At 63.6% G+C, this 21334-nt stretch carries 18 protein-coding genes; all 18 read right to left on the reverse strand.

Annotated features, from left to right (window positions below; genetic code table 11):
- Window positions 1-9: 9 nt before the first annotated feature.
- The 18 genes from NKI21_RS27030 to NKI21_RS27115 all read right to left on the reverse strand — a co-directional run bounded on the left by NKI21_RS27030 (window position 10) and on the right by NKI21_RS27115 (window position 21275).
- Window positions 10-702: a response regulator transcription factor gene (locus NKI21_RS27030; RefSeq protein ID WP_352440898.1), complete on the reverse strand. Its 693-nt coding sequence runs from the start codon at window positions 700-702 to the stop codon at window positions 10-12.
- On the reverse strand, window positions 699-3434 hold the full coding sequence (locus NKI21_RS27035; protein ID WP_352440897.1) for a DUF4118 domain-containing protein: 2736 nt from the start codon (window positions 3432-3434) through the stop codon (window positions 699-701). The genes NKI21_RS27030 and NKI21_RS27035 overlap by 4 nt, the downstream gene beginning before the upstream one ends.
- A gap of 54 nt (window positions 3435-3488) precedes the next feature.
- Complete coding sequence (kdpC, locus tag NKI21_RS27040) at window positions 3489-4055, reverse strand: potassium-transporting ATPase subunit KdpC (protein WP_352440896.1); 567 nt, start codon at window positions 4053-4055, stop codon at window positions 3489-3491.
- 74 nt (window positions 4056-4129) lie between these two features.
- Window positions 4130-6223, reverse strand: a complete 2094-nt coding sequence (gene kdpB, locus NKI21_RS27045) for a potassium-transporting ATPase subunit KdpB (protein WP_027037660.1) — start codon at window positions 6221-6223, stop codon at window positions 4130-4132.
- Window positions 6220-6417 carry a hypothetical protein gene (locus tag NKI21_RS27050; RefSeq protein WP_352440895.1) on the reverse strand — a complete coding sequence of 66 codons (198 nt, stop codon included), beginning with the start codon at window positions 6415-6417 and terminating at the stop codon, window positions 6220-6222. The genes kdpB and NKI21_RS27050 overlap by 4 nt, the downstream gene beginning before the upstream one ends.
- A 25-nt stretch (window positions 6418-6442) precedes the next feature.
- Complete coding sequence (gene kdpA / locus NKI21_RS27055) at window positions 6443-8146, reverse strand: potassium-transporting ATPase subunit KdpA (protein WP_352868295.1); 1704 nt, start codon at window positions 8144-8146, stop codon at window positions 6443-6445.
- Between the two features lie 21 nt (window positions 8147-8167).
- Entirely contained in the window at window positions 8168-8257 is a 90-nt protein-coding gene (locus NKI21_RS27060; protein ID WP_023810140.1) for a K(+)-transporting ATPase subunit F, read from the reverse strand.
- Window positions 8258-8708: 451 nt separating this feature from the next.
- Complete coding sequence (locus NKI21_RS27065) at window positions 8709-9011, reverse strand: DUF982 domain-containing protein (protein ID WP_023810142.1); 303 nt, start codon at window positions 9009-9011, stop codon at window positions 8709-8711.
- 257 nt (window positions 9012-9268) lie between these two features.
- Window positions 9269-9493 (reverse strand): alkylphosphonate utilization protein, encoded by a 225-nt coding sequence (locus tag NKI21_RS27070; RefSeq protein ID WP_013529641.1) that lies wholly within the window; start codon window positions 9491-9493, stop codon window positions 9269-9271.
- Window positions 9494-9656: 163 nt separating this feature from the next.
- Complete coding sequence (locus NKI21_RS27075) at window positions 9657-10469, reverse strand: NAD-dependent epimerase/dehydratase family protein (RefSeq protein ID WP_352868297.1); 813 nt, start codon at window positions 10467-10469, stop codon at window positions 9657-9659.
- 3 nt (window positions 10470-10472) lie between these two features.
- On the reverse strand, window positions 10473-11675 hold the full coding sequence (locus NKI21_RS27080; RefSeq protein WP_352793511.1) for a pyridoxal phosphate-dependent aminotransferase: 1203 nt from the start codon (window positions 11673-11675) through the stop codon (window positions 10473-10475).
- Window positions 11672-13291 (reverse strand): hydantoinase B/oxoprolinase family protein, encoded by a 1620-nt coding sequence (locus NKI21_RS27085; RefSeq protein ID WP_352440890.1) that lies wholly within the window; start codon window positions 13289-13291, stop codon window positions 11672-11674. Before NKI21_RS27085 ends, NKI21_RS27080 begins: the two co-directional genes overlap by 4 nt.
- Window positions 13288-15381 carry a hydantoinase/oxoprolinase family protein gene (locus tag NKI21_RS27090; RefSeq protein WP_352440889.1) on the reverse strand — a complete coding sequence of 698 codons (2094 nt, stop codon included), beginning with the start codon at window positions 15379-15381 and terminating at the stop codon, window positions 13288-13290. Before NKI21_RS27090 ends, NKI21_RS27085 begins: the two co-directional genes overlap by 4 nt.
- Complete coding sequence (locus tag NKI21_RS27095; RefSeq protein WP_352554210.1) at window positions 15378-17048, reverse strand: thiamine pyrophosphate-binding protein; 1671 nt, start codon at window positions 17046-17048, stop codon at window positions 15378-15380. The genes NKI21_RS27090 and NKI21_RS27095 overlap by 4 nt, the downstream gene beginning before the upstream one ends.
- Before the next feature lie 95 nt (window positions 17049-17143).
- Complete coding sequence (locus NKI21_RS27100) at window positions 17144-18574, reverse strand: FAD-binding oxidoreductase (protein ID WP_352554209.1); 1431 nt, start codon at window positions 18572-18574, stop codon at window positions 17144-17146.
- 32 nt (window positions 18575-18606) lie between these two features.
- Complete coding sequence (locus NKI21_RS27105) at window positions 18607-19371, reverse strand: amino acid ABC transporter ATP-binding protein (protein ID WP_128303174.1); 765 nt, start codon at window positions 19369-19371, stop codon at window positions 18607-18609.
- An 11-nt stretch (window positions 19372-19382) separates the two neighbouring features.
- The gene (locus tag NKI21_RS27110; protein WP_128303175.1) at window positions 19383-20462 is read right to left on the reverse strand and encodes an amino acid ABC transporter permease; all 1080 of its coding nucleotides are present in this window, start codon (window positions 20460-20462) and stop codon (window positions 19383-19385) included.
- A 3-nt stretch (window positions 20463-20465) separates the two neighbouring features.
- Window positions 20466-21275 (reverse strand): ABC transporter permease subunit, encoded by an 810-nt coding sequence (locus NKI21_RS27115; protein WP_352868302.1) that lies wholly within the window; start codon window positions 21273-21275, stop codon window positions 20466-20468.
- Window positions 21276-21334: the final 59 nt, after the last annotated feature.

Genomic DNA, 21334 nt, shown 5'->3' on the forward strand with positions numbered 1-21334 from the left:
CTGGCCTGCTCACTCGACCTCGCGCAGGCGGTAGCCAACGCCGGTCTCGGTGGTGATGTAGCGCGGCTGGTCGGGGCTCTTCTCGATCTTTTGCCTGAGCTGCCGGACATAGACCCTGAGGTACTGCACATCGGTCGAATCGCCCCAGACCTGCTTCAACAGGAAATGGTGTGTCAGCACCTTGCCGGCGTGCTGCACCAGCATGCGCAGGATGTCGTATTCCTTCGGCGACAGCTTTACCTCCTTGCCCTCGACCTTGACGATGCGCTTGACCAGGTCGACGCTGAGATCGCCGGTCTGGAAAATCGGCTTCTCGCCCTGTTGCTGGAACTTGTGGCGGAGCGCCACGCGAATGCGCGCCACCAGCTCGTTCATGCCGAAAGGTTTGGTGACATAGTCGTCGGCGCCGAGTTCCAGGGCCTGGACGATGCCGGCCTCGTCGGTCCGGCTGGACAGGATGACCACTGGAATGTCGAGACCATCGTCGCGCCATTTGCGCAGCAGCTCATGGCCGCTCATGCCGGGCAACCCAAGGTCGAGCAGGACGAGGTCCGGCTCCTCCGCCTCCATCAGTTCGATCGCCACCTTCGCGTTCGGCGCCTCGCTGATCGCGTAGCCCTGGCTGCCGAGCCCGACGCGCAGCAGCTTGCGGATCGGCGGCTCGTCATCGACGACCAATATCCTGACGTTGGAATTTGTCATGCCAGGTCACCCGCGTCGTGGTCGTCGGTATTCGAAGCGTCGAAATTGGGCGGATTTTCGGGCCTGGGCATTTTAATGGTGAACACCGCGCCCGAACCGTCGGTCCGGTTTGCCGCCATGATCGTGCCACCCATCGCTTCGACGAAGCCGCGGCAGATCGACAGGCCGAGCCCCGTACCGGCGCGAATCTGGTCGCCCTTGCGCACTCGATAGAACGTGTCGAAAATCCGTTCCAGATCGCCGGGAGGAATGCCTGGCCCTTCATCCATGATTTGCAGCAGGACGGAGCCATTGTCGGTCCAACCTTGCATGCGAATCGTCGAGCTTGCCGGGGCATATTTCGCCGCATTGTCGAGAAGATTGAACAACGCTTGCTCGAACAGCACCGGGTCGACCTTCAACATCGGCAAATCCCTGGGGATGTCGGTCTCGATCTTGTGCTCGCCAATGATTTTCCTGGCCCTTTGCAAGGCGGAGCCGACGATGTCGCCGACATAGTGAAAGGCGTAGTTCGGCTCCATCGCGCCGGACTCGATCTTGGTCATGTCGAGCAGATTGGCGATGAAGCGGTTCAACCGCTCGGATTCGTCCAGCACCGTCGACAGCAGTTCGGCCCGGTCCGGTTCGGGAAGCGCGACTGAAAAATCCCGCAGCGTGCCAGCCGCGCCCATGATGGCAGCGAGCGGCGTTTTCAGATCATGTGAAATGGAGGTGAGCAGCGCCGAGCGCAGCCTGTCCGCCTCGGCCGCGAGCTTGGCACGGTCGACGTCGGCAACCAATTGAATACGTTCGATGGCGACCGCCGCCTGGTCGGCCAGTGCGTCAAGCAGCCGCTGCTGCTCGGGCGTCAGCAGCGGACCCTGCTTGTCGTTGTCCAGGCCGACGACCCCGATGGCCGTGCGCCCCGTCCGCAAGGGCAAATAGAGGCGCTTGGCGCCTGGAAGCGTGTCGGCTCCGCGACCCGCGGCACGATTGTGCTCCCAGGCCCAGCGGGCGGCGGCGATGTCGGCTTCGGCCAGCGTGTCGTCGGGCGGATAGCCGGCCTTGACGGTGATGGTCCCGTCTTCCGGCAAAAGCAGCACCACCCGCAGCTTCAGCATCGAGGCGATCTGGAAGGCCGTGGCCCAAAGGACGTCGTCGAGCGTGCCGGCGCCGGCGAGCTTCTTTGAAAAGAGGTAGATGTCTTCCGTGGCCCGCGCCCGCGAGCGGGCGGCGACCGCCTGGCGCTGCACGCGCGCCGTCAGATTGCTGGCGATGACCGCAACGACGAGAAAGACGCCAAGCGCGACGATGCTCTCCGGATCCCGGATCGTCAGCGTATAACGAGGCTCCAGGAAGAAATAATTGAAAGCAAGGGCGCTGGCGAAACAAGCGTACAGAGCCGGCCACAGACCGCCGGTTACCGCCGATGCCAGTACGCCGATGAGAAGAATGATCGCCAGGTTGCGAACGTCGAGAAACTGATCGAGAACGACGGCGAAGGCGAGCGAACCGATGACAAAGGCCGTGGCCTTGAGATAGGGCCAGATCTCGAACTGCCACTGCTCGTCCGCCGCCTTGACACTCCTCGACGTCACCTCGGCGTTGCGTTCGGTTCCTGAAATGACATGGACGCTGATGTCACCGGCGTTGCGGATGAGATCGTAGGTGAGCGAGCCTTCGATCAATTCCCGCCAGCGCGACCGGGTCGGCCTGCCGACCACGATATGGGTGAAATTGTTCGCCGTCGCATGGCGAACAATGTCCTGCGCGATGTTCTGACCGGGAATGGTGGTCACCTCGGCGCCGAGCTGTTCGGCAAGCCGCAGGTTCGTAGCGAGCCGATCCTTGTCCGCTTCGGGCATGCTGGCCGAGCGAGGGCTGTCGACATGCAGCGCCGTCCACGGGGCACGGAGCCGGTCGGCCAACCTGCGCGCGTAGCGAATACGCGCCGCCCCGCCCGGACGCGCGTCGACGCAGACGAGTACCCTTTCCCCCGCAGCCCACGGTCCAGGAATGGCGTGGGCCTGCATATGGATCAGCAACTGGTCGTCGACGCGCTGCGCGGTGCGGCGCAGCGCCAGCTCCCTGAGCGCCGTCAGATTGCCCGGCGAGAAATAGTTCTCGATCGCGCGCTGCGCGGTGTTGGGGAAATAGACCTTGCCTTCCTCGAGCCGCTTGATCAGGTCGTCGGGAGTGAGATCGATGATCTCGACATCGTCGGCCTGGTCGATGATGGAATCGGGAACCGTCTCGCGAACCCTGACCTTGGTGATCTGGGCGACAACGTCGTTCAGGCTTTCGACATGCTGGATGTTGAGCGTCGTGTAGACGTCGATGCCGTGCGTCAGGATTTCCTGGACGTCGAGATAGCGCTTGGGATGGCGGCTGCCGGGCGCATTGGTGTGGGCGAGTTCGTCGACAAGAACCAGCGCCGGGCGCCGGGCGAGGATGGCGTCGATGTCCATCTCGTCGAGGATGCGCCCCTTGTAGCCGACCTTGCGGCGGGCAATGACCTCATAACCCTCGACCAGGGCCAGTGTCTCCTTGCGCCCATGCGTCTCGACGACACCGATCACCACATCCACGCCGTCGGTCAGCCTGGCGCGGCCCGACATCAGCATCTCATAGGTCTTGCCTACGCCGGGAGCGGCACCCAGGAATATCCGCAGCCGGCCGCGACCTTCCCGCTCGGCATGGTCAAGCAGTGCGTCGGGAGAAGGTCTGGCGTCGTTGTTTCTGTCGTCCGGCATCGGGACCGATCATGGATGGCGCCGGAGATACTGTCGATCCCCAGCCCGCACCATTCACTGTTTCGCGGCGTCCAGCGCAAGGTTGAGACCGAGCACATTGACCACCGGTTCGCCCATGAAGCCGAGTTCCCTGCCCTCGACCTGACTGTCGACAAGCGCCTTGACCTTGGCTTCATCGATCCCCCTGGCCTTGGCCACCCTGGCGACCTGGAAGTAGGCTGCTTCGGGACTGATATCGGGATCGAGGCCACTGCCGGACGTCGTCACCAGGTCCATCGGGACGGGCTGGTTCGGATTCTCCGCCTTCAGTCTTTCCGCATCGCCCTTGATGCGGTCGATCAGCTTGGGATTGGTCGGGCCGAGATTGCTGCCGCTCGAGGCGGCGGCGTTGTAGCCGTCGCCGGCGGCCGAGGGGCGGCCATGGAAATACTTGTCGCTGGCAAAGCCCTGGCCGATCAGTTCGGAGCCGATAACCTTGCCATCCTTCTCGATCAGGCTGCCATTGGCCTGGCGCGGGAAGATCGCCTGGGCGATGCCGGTCATGCCGATCGGATAGATCAGGCCGGTCAGGACCGTGAAGAAGACGATCATGATGATCGCGGGTCTTAGCTGGGTGAGCATGGAGATGTTCCTCAAAGCAATTCCAGGAAAAGTGTGAAGCGGTTTTCCGTCCGGAATTGCGTTAAAACAAAGAGTTAAGCGAGGCCAAGCGCGGTGACGATCATGTCGATCGCCTTGATGCCGACGAACGGCACGATGAGGCCGCCGAGGCCGTAGACGAGAAGATTGCGGCTGAGCAGCGCGCCGGCGCCAATGGCGCGGTATTTGACGCCCTTCAGCGACAGCGGGATCAGCGCGATGATGATCAGTGCGTTGAAGATGATGGCCGACAGGATGGCGCTTTGCGGCGTCGCCAGATGCATGACGTTGAGTGCCTGCAGCGGGCCGGTCGTCTGTCCCGGTGCGACGTAGAAGACGGCGAACATCGCCGGAATGATGGCGAAATACTTGGCCACGTCGTTGGCGATCGAGAAGGTCGTCAGCGAACCTCGCGTCATCAAGAGCGCCTTGCCGATCTCGACGATCTCGATGAGCTTGGTCGGATCGCTGTCGAGATCGATCATGTTGCCGGCCTCGCGGGCGGCAACCGTGCCGGTGTTCATGGCGACACCGACATCGGCTTGTGCGAGGGCTGGCGCATCGTTGGTGCCGTCGCCGCACATGGCCACCAGCTTGCCCTTGGCCTGTTCGTCGCGGATCAGCTTGAGCTTGTCCTCCGGCGTGGCCTGGGCGAGGAAGTCGTCGACGCCGGCTTCCGCGGCGATGGCTGCTGCCGTCATCGGATTGTCGCCGGTGATCATCACCGTGCGGATGCCCATGCGGCGCAGTTCGGTGAAGCGCTCCCTGATGCCGCCCTTGACGATGTCCTTGAGGTGGATGACGCCGAGCAGGCGGCCGTCGCGTTCGACCGCCAGCGGCGTGCCGCCGGACTTGGCGATCTCGTCGGCGATGGCCTGGAGATCCCTGACGGTATCGCTGCCGGGCCGCGTGGCGTGGGCTGCGACCGTCGACTGGTTGACATGGGCAAGCACGGAATCGACGGCGCCCTTGCGCACCGACGAACCATCGATGTCGACGCCGCTCATACGGGTTTGCGCGGTGAAGGGCACGAAGGTTGCGTGCAGCGTTGCCATATCGCGGGCGCGGATGGCGTATTTTTCCTTGGCCAGCACGACGATCGAGCGGCCTTCCGGCGTTTCGTCGGCGAGCGAGGCAAGCTGAGCCGCGTCGGCCAGTTCCTGTTCGGTGACGCCCTTGACCGGGCGAAACTGCGTCGCCTGGCGGTTGCCTAGTGTGATCGTGCCGGTCTTGTCGAGCAGCAGCGTGTCGACGTCGCCTGCGGCTTCCACGGCGCGGCCCGACATGGCCAGCACGTTGAATCGCACCAGACGGTCCATACCGGCGATGCCGATGGCCGAAAGCAGCGCGCCGATCGTGGTCGGGATCAAGGTGACGAACAGCGCCACCAGAACGGTCACCGAGATATAGCCGCCCGAGTAGGAGGCAAAACTCGGGATCGTCGCGGTGGCCAGCACGAAGATCAGCGTCATGCCGACGAGCAGGATGTTGAGCGCGATCTCGTTCGGCGTCTTCTGGCGCTCGGCACCTTCGACCAGTGAGATCATGCGGTCGAGGAAGGTATGGCCGGAGGCGGCGGTGATGCGGACGCGGACCCAGTCGGACAGCACCTGGGTGCCACCGGTGACCGCCGAACGGTCGCCACCGGATTCGCGAATGACCGGCGCGGATTCGCCCGTGATCGCAGCCTCGTTGACCGAAGCAACGCCTTCGATCACTTCGCCGTCGGACGGGATGATGTCGCCGGCCTCGACCAGCACGGCATCGCCGACCTTGAGGCTGGTGCCGGGCACGAGTTTGTATTTGGTGCGGTCTTCACCGGTCAAAAGCTTGGCCTGGGTCTCGGTGCGTGCCTTGCGCAGCGAATCCGCCTGCGCCTTGCCGCGGCCTTCTGCGACCGCTTCGGCGAAGTTGGCGAACAGCACGGTGAACCAAAGCCAGATGATGATCTGCAGCGTGAAGCCGAGATTGCCGCCGCCGGTGACCAGGTCCTTGACGAACAGCACCGTGGTGAGCGCCGAGACGACGGCAACGACGAACATCACCGGGTTCCTGGCCAGCGTGCGCGGGTCGAGCTTGCGGAAGGCGCCGCCAATGGCGGGAAGCAGGATGCTGGCATCCATGATGCTGGCCGATTTCGAGTTGCTCATTTTGAAGCTCCGGCTTCGGTGTTGTTGGACGGCACCGGATGATCGGATGCCGAAAGGAAATGCGGCGGCCCGTAGGCCAGCAGCCAGAGGACGAGCATGACTGCCGCAAGGCCGAGAAACGTCGACAGGGTCGGGAAAGGAGGAGGTCTCTCCTCCTTTCCGTGATCGTCCCTGTGGCCGACCTTGCGGCGCATGGCATTGAACCAGGACATGACGGTCTCAGAAGGTCTGCCCGTGAGCCATCGCCAGGTGCTCGATGATCGGCCCGACGGCGAGCGCCGGGAAGAAGGTGAGGCCACCGACGATCAGGATGACGCCGACCAGCAGCCCGACGAACAGCGGGCCATCGGTCGGGAAGGTGCCGGCGGAAGCCGGAACCGTTTTCTTCGGCACCAGCGAGCCGGCAATGGCCAGCGCCGGGATGATGACCAGGAAGCGGCCCATCAGCATGCCGATGCCGATCGTGATGTTGTACCAGGGCGAGTTGCCGCTGAGGCCGCCAAAGGCCGAACCGTTGTTGGCCGCCGCCGAAGTGTAGGCATACAGAACCTCGGAGAAGCCGTGCGGGCCGGCATTGCCCATCGACGCCACGCCGGTCGGTAGCACGACGGCGATGGCCGTGAAGATCAGCATCGCCAGCGGCAGGCATAGTATGGCCAACATAGCCATCTTGACCTCCTTGGCCTCGATCTTCTTGCCGAGATATTCGGGCGTGCGGCCGACCATCAGGCCGGCAATGAAGACGGCAACGACGATGTACATCAGGATGCCGTAGAGACCCGCGCCGACACCGCCGACGATGACTTCGCCAAGCTGCATGTTGATGATCGGGATCATGCCGCCGAGCGCGGTGAACGAGCCGTGCATGGCGTTCACCGCGCCGCAGGAAGCGGCCGTGGTGATGACGGCAAACAGCGCCGACAGGGCGGTGCCGAAACGCGTCTCCTTGCCCTCCATGTTGCCGCCGTCGATGCCCAGCGCATGCACCAGCGGGTTGCCGGCGGCTTCCGCCCAATAGCAGATGGCGACACCGGCGATGAACATGACGCCCATGGCCGAGAGGATCGCCCAGCCCTGGCGCTGGTTGCCGATCATGCGGCCGAAGACATTGGTCAAGGCGGCGCCGATGACGAAGATCGACACCATCTGGATCAGGTTGGAGATCGCGTCGGGGTTCTCGAACGGGTGCGCGGCATTGGCGTTGAAGAAACCACCGCCATTGGTGCCGAGCATCTTGATGGCCACCTGCGAAGCGACCGGGCCGACGGCGATGGTCTGTTGCGCGCCTTCCAGCGTCGTGGCGTTGACGTAGGCGCCGAGCGTCTGCGGCATGCCGAGCCAGACATAGACCAGCGTCAGCACGATGCAGAACGGCAGAAGCAGATAGAGTGTGGAGCGGGTCATATCGACCCAGAAATTGCCGATCGACTTGCCGGAGGCCCGTGCAAAGCCGCGGATCAGCGCGATGGCGATGGCAATGCCGGTGGCCGCCGAAACGAAGTTCTGCACCGTCAGCCCGGCCATCTGCACGAGATAGGACATCGTGCTCTCGCCACCATAGTTCTGCCAGTTGGTGTTGGTCATGAAGCTGGCGGCGGTGTTGAAGGCCAGCCCTGGTTCAACCGCTGTCATGCCGGCAGGGTTGTAAGGCAGGCTGCCCTGCAGACGCTGCAGGGCATAAAGCACCAGGAAGCCGGCGAGGTTGAAGAGCAGCAGGGCGACCGCGTAGGTGGTCCAGTGCTGTTCCTCGCGTTCGCTGGTTCCGCAGATACGATAAAGCCCGCGCTCAAGCGGGCGAAGGACCGGCGAAAGCAGCGTGCGGTCGCCGTTGAAGACGCGGTGCATGTAGCCGCCGAGCGGCTTCACCAGCAATATGACGATCCCGCAATAGACCAGGATCTGTATCCAACCGTTCAGTGTCATGGCTGTGGGCTTTCCGTGCCTTCAGAAGCGTTCTGGACGAACGAGGGCGTATGTCAGGTAGGCGAGCAGGAACAGCGTAACGCCGCCACCGAGAATATAGTCGATGATCATTTTTTCAGCCTCGCTCTAGAGCGCGTCACAAGCTTTGATGTAGGCGAAACAAAAGGCGAAGAACAAAATTCCGATCCCGATAACGGCTATATCCATTGTGTTTATTCCTTTTGTTCTTTTGCACTTTGCGAATTTGACAGGAGAGTTCGCAATATATCGGAAGTGGCCCGTCGCATCTTTGGCGACGGAACCGGTTGTGTTTCTGAAAGGAATATGGACCCGATCGCCATAAAGGTTCGAGACAGGGCGCAGTGGAAAGAAATAGGAATGTCATAAAGATTTTTGCGCGGGCTCTTCCCAACACTCCACCCAGGGATTTTCGCCCAAGGCACACGGCCAACCACAGGATTGCGATTTCCTTGCGAGCTGCCGGAAACGGGAAAGCCCGGCTGGGGGCCAGCCGGGCTTTCTATGGTGGTGTGGCTTCAGCCGCCACGGGGAACATCAATCTTCAGGCGGCGTAGCCGCCATAACCACGCGCAACGGCGTGCACGCCCGCCACCGGCTCGAGGTCCGGCCACAGGATGCCCGCGGCTTGCGCGAATTCGAGCAACGCCCGGCGCGCCTGCTCGACGCTCACATAACCTGGAACGGCCAGATCACATGCCTTCACCGCATTTCGGTAGAGCGGGCCGCGGCGGGAGGTGGTCCAATTGGTGAGGAAATCGTGCATTTCGGCCAGCGAGGCAATCTCGCGCTTGAAGCCGAGGCCGACCGACAGTGCGACCGGTGAATGAAACAGCTTGTCGTGCATGAAGCGGGCTCCTGGTTTTTTCGCGCGCTTGGAGAGATATCCGGGCGGGTCCGCGAACGGGACGCCGTGAAACGCGCGGAGCGGCAGGAGGTTCCAGACTTAGGTCTTGGCGGTTTTTTGTGCCTGGTCGGCGAAATCATCAATTTTACAGCGCAACTGTCGGGTGCCGGACGCTCAACGGCTCCGCAGCCCGCTTGGCGACGGCAGGCTTTCCAAAATCCCGAAGGAACCATCGAGATCGCTTGCCGCCTTGAGGCTTACGCCTTCTTCACGAACTCGGTCTTGAGCACCAGGCCTTTCACTTGCTTGGTGTTGCATTCGATCTCGCCGGGATTGCCGTTCAGCCGGATGGCCTTCACCAACGTGCCGCGCTTGATCGTCTCCGAAGTGCCTTTGACTTTGAGGTCTTTGATCAGCGTGACGGAATCGCCGTCATTCAATTGAGCGCCATTGCTGTCGCGCACGATTACATCGTTCGGCATGCCATCTCCTGTGATTTGGATCCCACTACCAGATCAGGTGAGAATCCCAAAACCGATGACGACCGCCGACAACCTGCTCGATCTCCGCCACCATGCGTGAATCCATCGCCTGCCGCATCTCGGCTTCCGGTCTGCGCCATCTAGCGGATGGGTATTTCGATAGCTACGCCGGCTTGTCGTCCGGATGGCCAAGCTCGCAGAACCACCCGCCCAGATACTTCACCGATGGCGCCTTGGGATCCGGAATCTGCGTCTTCGCCTCGACCGCTGCGCGGAACGGCTCGGCACTATCCTGCGGAGAAAACCCCAGATGGTTGGCGCCGCTGTTGTCGACCGTTTTCACCTTGTTGTCGGAAAGGCCGAAGGAGATCGTATGGCCGACGCGCGGCGCGGTGAGAGCTGCCTCGACCAGACGCACACAGTCGGCGAAGGAGAGGTATGACCATAGCATGCGACGGTCCGCCGGTTCGGGGAAGGACGAAAAGATGCGCAGGCACGCCGTCTCGATGCCGAACTTGTCCCAGTAAAGCCGGCTCAGGCTCTCGACGAAGTTCTTCGACACGCCATAGAGGCTGTCGGGACGGACCGGCGCGTCGACGCCGATATGCGCCTCGACCTCGTGATAGCCGACGGCATGTACGGAGGAGGCATAGATGACTCGTTTCACGCCGTGTTTCCGGGCGCCCTCGTAGATGTGATAAGAGCCGCGGATGCTGGAATCCAGGATGGTTTGCCATTCGCATTCGAGTGGTGCGCCGCCGAAATGCACGATCGCGTCGCAATCCTTGGTGGCGGCAATCGTCGCCTCCATATCGGCGAGGTCGAAGACCGCTTCTTCCTCGTGTGGAGCAAGATCGCCGAACGGTTCGCGGCCTGCCAGGCGGATCGTTTTTGCCAGCGGCACCAGCCCCTTTCGCAGTTCCGAACCGAGGCGGCCGGCCGCGCCGGTGATCAGGATGCGTTCGTAATGCGGCATGATCTACTCCACTTGCGCGACGGCGGCGTTGATGCGCGCGATCGCTTCGGTCAGCACCTCTTCGCCGGTCGCGGTCGAGATGCGGAAATAGGGTGAAAGTCCATAGGCGGCGCCCGGCACCGAGGCCACGCGCCCTTCGTTCAGGAGATAATTCGCCACTGCCGTGTCGTCCTCGAGCACGACGCCTTTTGGGGTCCTGCGGCCGATCAGGCTGGCGCAGCCGATATAGGCATAGAAGGCGCCTTCCGGTGGCGAAAGCGTAAGACCGTTGATTCGCCTGATGCCGTCGACGACAAGGTCGCGGCGCGCCTCGAACGCCTGCCGAAAGCGTGCCACCTCGTCCTGGGGGCCGTTGAGCGCGGCCACCGTCGCCGCTTGCGCGATCGAGCAGACGGACGTGCAGGACTGGCTCTGGATGGTCGCCATCGCCCTGGTGAGCGGCGCCGGCCCGGCGGCATAGCCGACACGCCACCCGGTCATCGCATAGGATTTGGAGACGCCGTTGACGATCAGGGTGCGGTCCCTGAGTTCCGGGCAAGCCTTGCCGAAGGAGACGAAGTCGCGTCCGTCGAACAGGATGTGCTCGTAAATCTCGTCGGAAAGCACCAGCACCTGCGGATGCCTTGCCAAAACCGCTCCGAGTGCCCGCAGGTCCGATTGCGAATATATGGCGCCGGAGGGGTTGCCGGGCATGTTGAGGAACAGCCATTTCGTCCTTGGCGTGATGGCTTTTTCGAGCAGCTCCGGCGTCAGCCGGAAGCCCGAAGTTTCCGGGCACTCGATAACGACAGGCGTGCCGCCGAGCAGCTTCACCATCTCGGGATAGGAGACGAAGTAGGGCGCCGGCAGGATCGCTTCGTCACCAGACTCCAGCGTCGCCATCAGCGCGTTGAAGATGATCTGCTTGGCGCCATTGGCCACGACGACGTCGTCCGCCGTGTAGTCCAGTCCGTTTTCGCGGCGGAACTTGCCGGCCACGGCTTCGCGCACCTCGGCCGTGCCGGCGGCACCCGTATATAGCGTCTGGCCGGCCTTCGCGGCGAAATGCGCCGCTTCGATGATGTGGCTCGGTGTCGGGAAATCCGGCTCGCCCAAGCCAAGATCGATCACGTCGACGCCCTTGGCGCGCAGGGCCTTGGCTGCTTGCGAAGCAGCCATGGACGCCGAAGGCTTCACCGCAGACAGGCGCGAGGCAATGTAGCTCATTTGCCGTTCTCCGAAATGTATTCCTTGGAGCGGTCGTTCGCCCGCGCCTCGGTGCTGCGCTTGGACGGATCGCCATAGCCGCCGCCGCCCGGCAATTGGAGGATCAGCCGACGGCCGGCCGGAACATGCTGCCAACCTTTGGGTCGCATCTGCGTGCCATCGTCCAGCCTGACCACGCCGGCCACTCCAGGCCCGCCGCCGTTGCGCCCGTGGGCGGGATGATTGACGCGGTCGAACATGGCCGAAAAGTCGAATTCATGGCCCTCGATCGCCTCGATTTCGATAACCTGCCCGAGCCCGCCGCGGAACTCGCCGTCGCCGCCGGAATCGGGCCGCAGCTCCTTGCGCCAGATGACGATCGGGCCGGTGTGCTCCGTTGCCTCGATCGGCATCGTATGGACGCCGGAGGGGAAGGCCGTCGCCGACAATCCGTCGAGGCCGGGGCGCGCGCCCATGCCGCCGGAATTGAACATCAGCACCTCGGCGCGGCGGCCCGAACCGCCGGAGACCGGCCGAACCGAGATATGGATGTTCCACAGTGCGCCGGCGCCCTCGGCAAGGATCTTGCCGGGCATCGCCTTGGCGATCGCGCCGAGCACCAGATCGGGAACCATGTGGCCGAAGATGTGCCTGAGCGCCACCGGCGCCGGCCGCACGGCGTTCAGGATGTTGACCGGAGACGACACGGTGAAGAAGGCGAGCGACGCGGCATTGTTAGGAATATCGGGCGCCACCACGCATTTCAACGCGTAGCAGGCATAGGCCTTGCTGTAGATGATCGGGCAGTTGATGCCCCATCGGCTCATCGGGTCGGTACCGGTGAAATCGACCTCGACGCCGGCGTCCCGAACCGTGACGGTCGCCGCGAGCTTCACCGGCTTGTCGTAGCCGTCGGTCACCAGCGCGTTCGACCAGCTGCCTTTGGGCATCGCCTTGATGCGTTCGACCATGGCGTCGCGGGTGCGCGAGAAGATGAACTCGCCAAGCCCGTCCAGCGATGCCAGGCCGATCTCCTTCATCATGTCGACGAGGCGTCGGTGGCCGACTTCGTTGCAGGCGGCGAGCGAATAGAAATCGCCGACGACCTGGTTCGGCTCGCGGACGTTGGCGCGCAGGATCCTGACGAGATCGAAATTGACCTTGCCCTTCTCCGCGAACTTCATGATCGGGATCTGGATACCTTCCTCGTAGACCGACTTGCCGTCAGCGCCGAAGCCGCGCCCACCGACATCGACCACATGCGCAGTGCAGGCGAAGAACGCAACCAATTCGCCGTTCAGGAACGACGGCGACACCATGGTGATGTCGTGCAGGTGGCCCGTGCCCAACCAGGGGTCATTGGTGACGTAGGTGTCGCCCTCGAACATGGTTTCGCGCGGGATTTCATTCATGAAATGCAGCACCGCCTCGGCCATGGTGTTGACATGGCCGGGCGTTCCCGTCACCGCCTGTGCCAGCATCTGGCCGCGGGGATCGAACACGCCCGCCGACAGGTCGCCGGATTCGCGCACCGATGTCGAGAAAGCCGTGCGCAGCAAGGTGAGGGCCTGCTCCTCGACCACCGAGATCAACCGGTTCCACATAACCTGCATGCGGATTTCACTGATGTCGCTCATGCCTGGCTGCCTTTGCGGATCAGAAGGATTGCGCCGTCGCTCTGGATGACGGCGTCGAAGCTCGTGGTGACGACGGTGGACGTCTCGCGTTCGACGATGATGACCGGGCCCGCCACCCGATCGCCGGTGCACAGCCCCTCCCGTTCGACGATGCCATAGGTCCGTGGCGCACCGCTGGCCGGATCGAACACCGCGCGGCTTGTTGCCGGCTGAGTGGTCCGCTTGCCGGTGATCAGCTCGTGCCTGGCGACAGCAGGCCGGACATCCGTCGCCTTCACGGACCAGGTGACGATCTCGATTTCCAGGCCGCCAAGTCCTTCGATGGCGCGGCCGAAGAAGCGTTGGTAATTCGCCTGGAACAAATCCTCGAGCGTGGTTGCGGCATCGTTGCCGAACGGCTTGTCCGGCAGCGGCACGGGGATTTCCCAGCCCTGGCCGGCGTAGCGCATGAAGGCGGTGATTTCGCATGTGATCGTACCGTTGGCCCCTGCCCGCACGAAGCTTTCGGCTGACACTTTGAGGTCGTCGAGCAAAGCATTGGCCTCGGCCGGCTTGAACTGCGACAGCCGCGTCAGCCGGGATGCCAGGGCTTCGTAGCCGAACGGAGCCTTGAGGAAGCCGATCGCCGATCCGACGCCCGCGCCCTTGGGGACGATGCACTGGTCGATACCGAGTTTCTCGCAAAGCCTCGCGGCGTGAAGCGGGGCCGCGCCACCGAAGGCGATCATCACGTTGTCGGAAATGTTTTTGCCGTTTTCGACGGCATGGACGCGGGCGGCATTGGCCATGTTCTCGTCCACCACCTCGCAGATGCCGAAGGCCGTCGCCATGGCATCGAGCGACAGGCGTTCGCCGACATCGCGCAGGATCGCCTGTTCGGATGCGGACGTGTCCAGCCTGATGGCGCCGCCGGCGAAATTGTCGGGATCGAGCTTGCCGAGCACCAGGTCGGCATCTGTGATGGCCGGGCGCCTGCCGCCGCGGCCGTAGCAGGCCGGGCCAGGTTCCGATCCGGCACTTTCGGGACCGGTCTGGATGCGGCCCATGGCGTCGACCCAGGCGATCGAGCCGCCGCCGGCGCCGATCTCGATCATCTCGATCACGGGAATGGAGATCGGCATGCCGGAACCTTTGCAGAAGCGATAGGTACGCGCCACTTCGAAGGTTCTGGCGGTGCGTGGCGCATAATCCTCGATCAGGCAGATCTTTGCAGTGGTGCCGCCCATGTCATAGGAGACGACCTTTTCCAGGCCGAATCGCCTGGCGATGTCGGCGGCGAAGATGGCGCCGCCGGCCGGGCCGGACTCGACGAGGCGCACGGGAAATTCCGAGGCCGTCTCCACCGAGATCAGACCGCCGCCCGAATGGATCATGAAGACCGGGCACTCGGCGCCCATCTCCTTCAAGCGGGTCTGGAAACGCGCGAGATAGTCCGCCATCTGCGGCCGCACATAGGCGTTGGCGCAGACCGTGTTGAAGCGTTCGAACTCGCGCATCTGCGGCGAGACTTCGGCGCTGATCGAAATCGGGATGGTAAGCTTGCGGGACAGGATAGCGCGTGCCCGGCGCTCATGATCAGGGTTGGTGTAGGCGTGGATGAAGCCGATCGCCACGGAGCCGAAGCCGCCGGCCCCGATCCGGTCGGCAATGCCTTCCAGGGCGGCTTCGTCGAGCGGCTGAAGCTCCTGGCCTTCCGCGCCGATCCGGCCCTTTACCGTGAAACGGTGCTCGCGCGGGATTAGCGGCGCCGGCAGCTGCAGGTCGAGGTCATACTGCTCGAAGCGGTTTTCCGTACGCATCTCGATGACATCGCGGAACCCTTCGGTGGTGACCAGCGCGGTCCTGGCGCCACGGCGTTCGATGAGCGCATTCGTCGCCAGCGTCGTGCCGTGGATGATGATGCCGATCTCGGCAAGCGCGATACCGGCATCGCGCGTGACGACGGCAATGCCGTCCAGGATCGCCTGCTCGGGCGCCGCATAATTGGTCAACACCTTGGTGGAGAAGATCGTTCCCCTGAGGTCGAGCGCGACGTCGGTGAACGTGCCGCCGATGTCCGCGCCGAGACGGATGTCGTCTTTGGAGGTCATGCCTTGGCCTTCTGGGAAGCGAGCGCGGCGTCACGCATCTGGGAAAGGGTCTGTCGGGGCGTCAGCGCTTCGGGAGATATGGCGATGTCGAGGACCGCTCCCGTCACGGATCCGAGCGCCCGATCGAACGCCGCCGCGAAATCGCGCGTCGCCTCGATCCGCTCGGCATGGAAGCCATAGGCCTTTGCCAGTGTCACGAAATCAGGGTTTTCGAGCGACGTGCCCGAAACGCGCGCCGGATAGTGGCGCTCCTGATGGGCGCGGATCGTGCCGTAGATGCCGTTGTTGAGGATCAGCACGATCGGCTGCGCGCCAGCCTGCATGGCGGTTCCGAGTTCCTGGCAATTCATCTGGAAGTCGCCGTCGCCGGCAAAGCAGACGACCGTGCGTTCTGGAAACGCAACCTTGGCGGCAATTGCCGCCGGCAGGCCGTAGCCCATGGCGCCAGACTGCGGGGCGAGCAGCCGTGCGTCCGGCCCGAACTTGAAGAACTTGTTCGGCCAGACGGTGAAATTGCCGGCGCCGTTGGTGAGAATGACGTCGGCAGGCAGGTTTTCGCGCAGCCAGGCGCTGACCTCCACCATGTCCACCGGGCCGGGCTGGACGGGCGCGCCGAATGTCCCTTCATAGGCTTTGCGGGCCGTCGCGCGCCAGTCCGCCCAGCCGCCTTTGACGGGCGTCAACGCCCGGGCAAAAGCGTTCGGCCCGGCATGGATACCGATGGCCGGCACATAGATCTTGCCGATCTCGCGATCGGAGCCATGGACATGGATCAGTTTCTGGCGCGGCAACGGCACGGACAGCAGCGTATAGCCGTCCGTGGTCATCTCGCCGAAACGCACATTGACGGCCAGGATCACGTCGGCGTCGCGGAGCAGGGCTTTGACATGCGCCACCATGCCGACGCCGGCCTCGCCGACAAAGACCGGCGAATGGTTGTCGAACTGGTCCTGATAGCGAAAGGCCGCCACGACAGGGATGTCGGAAACCTCTGCGAAAGCCTGTAGCGCCGCGCGTCCGTCCACGGTCCAGTTGGCGCCGCCCATGAGCAGGACCGGCCTCTCGGCCTTGGCCAGCAGCCTGAAGGCCGAAGCGATCGCTTCCGGCGCCGGCGCCGGCTCGAAAATGGCCACCGGTGCGCTGAGCGGAGCCGCTTCGGTCATGGTGGTCAGCATGTCCTCGGGCAGCGCGACCACGACGGGACCAGGTCGTCCGGTCAATGCGGTCGTCCATGCCCGCGCCACAATCTCGGGCAGGCGCGCGACATCGTCGATCTCGACCGCCCATTTGGCGACCGTGCCGAACACCGCCCGGTAGTCGATTTCCTGAAAGGCTTCGCGGCCCTTCATGTCGGTGCCGACCTGGCCGACGAACAGGATCATCGGCGAACTGTCCTGCATGGCCGTGTGAACGCCGATGCTGGCGTTGGTGGCGCCTGGGCCGCGCGTCACGAAACAGATGCCTGGCGAGCCGGTAAGCTTGCCGTAGGCCGAGGCCATGAACGCCGCGCCGCCTTCATTGCGGCAAAGCGTGTAGTCCAGCTTTCCCTGCGTGTCGTGCAGCGCGTCCAGGACGGCCAGATAACTTTCTCCGGGCACGCCGAAGCTCCTGGTCGCGCCAAGCCCGATCAGGCACTCGACGAGAAGGCGGCCGCCATTGCGGATCATGCTTCGACATCCTCACTTTGGCGGCAGGTCGATCGAGCCTGCCTTCGGTTCATAGGTGCACGCAGGCGGTTCGGGGCGAAATCAAGAAATGCCGTCTATTCGAAAGTTTTTCTTTGCCGAGCAGCGTGCACCAGCACGCCCGGATTCATCGTTCCCCGTGGATCGAATGCATCCTTGAGCCGCGCCATGAGTTCGCGCTCCAACGGACTGCGGTTTCGGTCGGCCGTGGCGACCTTGGCGCGGCCAAGTCCATGCTCGGCCGCGAAACTGCCGCCCATTTCCGTGGCAAGCGACGATAGCGCCTCGGCGAACCGCTCGGCCTTGCCGTCAAAGCCGGCGCGGCCTTCCGGCGGCGACAGATTGTAGTGGATGTTGCCGTCGCCGAGATGCCCGAATGGGTTTATCCGCACGCCGGGAAGAATGTCGTCGCAGATCTCTGCGCCGGCCTCGACGAAACGGGCGATAGCGCCCGGAGGCACCGAGATGTCGTGCTTCAGCTGCTCGCCTTCCAGCCTCTGTCCTTCCGGTTGCTCCTCTCGCAGCCGCCAGAATTGTGCGCGATGCGCGCCCGTCGCCGCCAATGCTCCGTCCAGCACCAGGCCTTGCTCCATCCCCCACTCCAGCGCCGAAGCCAGTATCTCGTCGAGCGGAACACGGGGGGCGCCCGATGCCAGTTCGACCAGCACATAGACCTCGCCGCGTGCCTCCAACTGGTAGGCTAGGTCGGGCAGGTGTTTGAGGGCCAGTCCCAGCCCGATGTCGGAGAAGAACTCGAGGCCGGTCAGGAATTCCCCCGCCTCGCCCCGCAGAAAGGTGCCGAACGAAACCGCCGCGGCGAAATCGGGCATGACGACAAGCGCGCTCGCCTGCCGCCGCGGCATCGGGTAGAGCCGCAGGATCGCGCGCGTCACGATGCCAAGCGTTCCTTCCGCGCCGCAATAGAGCTTGCGCAACTGGTAGCCGGCATTGTCCTTCTGCACCGCGCGCAGCCCGTTCCATATCGCCCCGTCAGGGGTCACGACCTCCAGGCCAAGCACGAGGTCTTGCATCATGCCATACCGGAATGCCTGGCTGCCGCCGGCATTGGTGCCGACCAGGCCGCCGATCCTGGCGCTGCCTTCCGCGCCGAGATGCATCGGAAACATCAGGCCGTGCGGTTCCAGCGCCTCGTGCAGCGCGGCAAGCACGGCCCCCGCCTCGATGAGGATCGAGCCGCTGTCCAAGTCCGGTTTGCCGATCGCCGTCATGCGCGAAAGCGAAACGATCACTGCATCCGGCCGATCGGCGACGGCGCCGCCGCAAAGCCCGGTGTTGCCGCCTTGCGGCACGACCGCCAGTCCGGCCGTGTGGCATGCCTTTACGACACTGGCCACTTCGGAGGTGTCCGCAGGCCTGGCCACGCCCAGAGCCGCGACGCCGTAGCGATCGAGCCAATCGCGCTGATAGGGCCTGGCATCGCTGCCCGAAAGCCAGCCTTTCGGTCCGAGCATCTCGCGCAAGGCGGTGACGGGATCAGTCACGGACATGGCTGCGGCCTGACGCGGGATCGTTGCATCGATCAGTGACCAAGCACTTGCGACAGGAACTGCCGCGTGCGCTCGTTGCGGGAAGAGGTGAAGAATTCATCGGGAGGCGCCTGTTCGACGATCTCGCCTCCATCCATGAAAATCACCCGGTCGGCAACCCGGCGCGCAAAACCCATCTCATGCGTGACGCAGATCATTGTCATGCCTTCGGAGGCGAGCGTGACTATGACGTCGAGCACTTCCGCGATCATTTCCGGGTCGAGCGCAGAGGTCGGCTCATCGAACAGCATGATCTCGGGCTGCATGCAAAGGGCACGCGCTATCGCGACCCGCTGTTGCTGGCCACCGGACAACTGACCGGGATACTTCATCGCCTGTTCGGGAATGCGTACCTTCTCCAGATAGCGCCGGGCGGTCGCCTCGGCATCCGCGCGCGGCACCTTGCGCACGATCATGGGCGCGAGCATGCAGTTCTCCAGCACCGTCATGTGTGGAAACAGGTTGAAGTGCTGGAACACCATGCCGACTTCCCGCCTGATCCCGTCGATGTTGCCGACATCGTCGTTGAGCTCGGTGCCGAGCACGGTGATCCGGCCGCCATTGTGCTGCTCCAGACGGTTGATGCAGCGGATCATGGTGGACTTGCCGGAGCCGGACGGGCCGCAGACGACGATCCTCTCGCCGCGATCCACGGACAAGCTCACCTTTCGCAGCGCCTGGAATGTCCCGTAATATTTGTCGAGATTTTCGATCAGCACCGCGGGGCCGCTGGATCGGGGCGAGCTTCCTGAAATCACGTAAACGCCCCCTATCGTTCGCCGACCGACATACGGCGCTCGAGAAAAGCGCCATAGCGGGACAGGCTGAACACGAAGATGAAGTAGATGAAGGCGATGAAGGCATAGACCTCGACGTAGGCGAAGCGCCACTCGCCAGTGCCGTAGGCGGCATTGCCGGAGGCCAGGATCTCGAAGAAGCCGACGATGATCACCAGCGAGGTTTCCTTGAACGAGATCACGAACTGGTTGATCGTCGCCGGCAGCGCATTGCGCATGGCCTGCGGTAGAAGAATGCGGCCGACGCGCTGCCAATAGCGCATGCCAAGCGCCATGGCTGCCTCTTCTTGCCCACTGGGAACGCCCTGCATCCCACCTCTGACGATCTCCGCCTGGTAGGCGGAAAAAAACAGGGCCGAGCCCAGGATCACCCGGTACAGCTTGTCGCCCACCAGCCATTGCGGCAGTGCGAACGGCAGCACGATGGCGAAGGTGAACAGGATCGAGATCAGAGGCAATGAACGCACCCCGTCGATGATGAGGCCGGTGGTGCGGGAAATCCATGGCAGGCCGGAGCGGCGCAGCAGCGCCAGGCAGATTGCCAGCGGGAAGCCGATCAGGCAGGTGGTCACGAAGATGAACAGGGTCAGCGCCAGTCCGCCCCAGGCCTCCTCGCCGACATAGGGCAGACCAAGCACGCCGCCCTTCATCAGTACGTAGAAAAGCGCCGTTCCGGCTCCCCATACGAGTGCGATGCGGCGACCCGTCCAGAAGGCCGGAATGCAACTTAGCACCGTCATGACCACGACGGTCAGGCAAGCCAGGGCCGACCGCCACTGCTCGTCATAGGGATAGAGGCCGAACAGGATGATGCGCCATCGCGCGGCAATGACCGACCAGCAGGCTCCCGCCGCTGCCTGACAGGCTTCGGGTCCGCCGCTCGTCGTGAAGACGGCCGAGAAAACCGCCCAATTCAGGAGCTTCCAGACCAGGAAGACCATGATCGCCAGGGAAGCCAGCGACAGCAATGCCTGCAGGGGTGTCGCAAAGAAGCGCCGCCTCAGATCCTCGATCTTTCCAAGGGCAGGAGGGGCGACAACGACCATTTCCATCCCTCACCCCCTCAACTGGTTGCCCTTGAGGGCGATTGCTTTGTTGATGCGGTTGAAGATGGCGGCGAGGCTGAGGTTGATGGCGAGGAAGCCAGCCATCAGGATGCCGATCGCTTCGATTGTCTGGCCGGAATGGTTGATCGTCAGCGCCACGATCATGAAGAAATCCGTGAAGCCCACCGCGATCCCCATTGTGGTCGCCTTCATCAGCCAGACATACTGGTTGGCGAGGATTGGCAGCATGGCGCGTAGTGCCAGCGGCAGCCGTACCAGCATGAAGACCCGCCACGGGCCGAGGCCCAGGGAAAGAGCCGCCTCGACCTGGCCCTTGCCGACAGCCTTGAACCCGCCGCGCACGATCTCGGCGATGTAGGAGCCGCCATAGATGGCGATCGCGATGGCCAGTGTCGCAAATTCCGGCGGAATGCGCAGGCCGCCTCTCAGATTGAGACCTTGCAGCGCCGGGAAATCGAGCAGCGGCAAGTCGGCCAGGCGGCCGGCCACCAGAACGACGGCCGCGCAGGCAAGTGCCGCCGCCGCGCCGGCAAGCTGGATGCCGCCACGCTGGCCGACCGGCAGGCTGAGGCGCGATGTCCTGCCCAGCCAGATCGGCAGCGCGATGGCGGCAATCACAGCCAATGTCGCCGCAGCGAGCGCGGCGCTGCTGACATTGGGGAACGGAATGTAAAGCCCCCGGCTGGTGAGGAGAAAGCCCCATCCCTCATGCGCGGCGCGCGGCGTCGGCAGATGGGTGATGACGGCATACCAGAAAAAAGCCTGGAGGATCTGAACTGACCCCCGAAAGTTGGACATCAACCTTCGGGGGTTTTCATGTCCAAACACAGCGAGAGTTTGAAGCGCACTGTTGTTGA

This window comes from Mesorhizobium sp. M0715 (assembly GCF_040320355.1).
GTDB lineage: Bacteria > Pseudomonadota > Alphaproteobacteria > Rhizobiales > Rhizobiaceae > Mesorhizobium.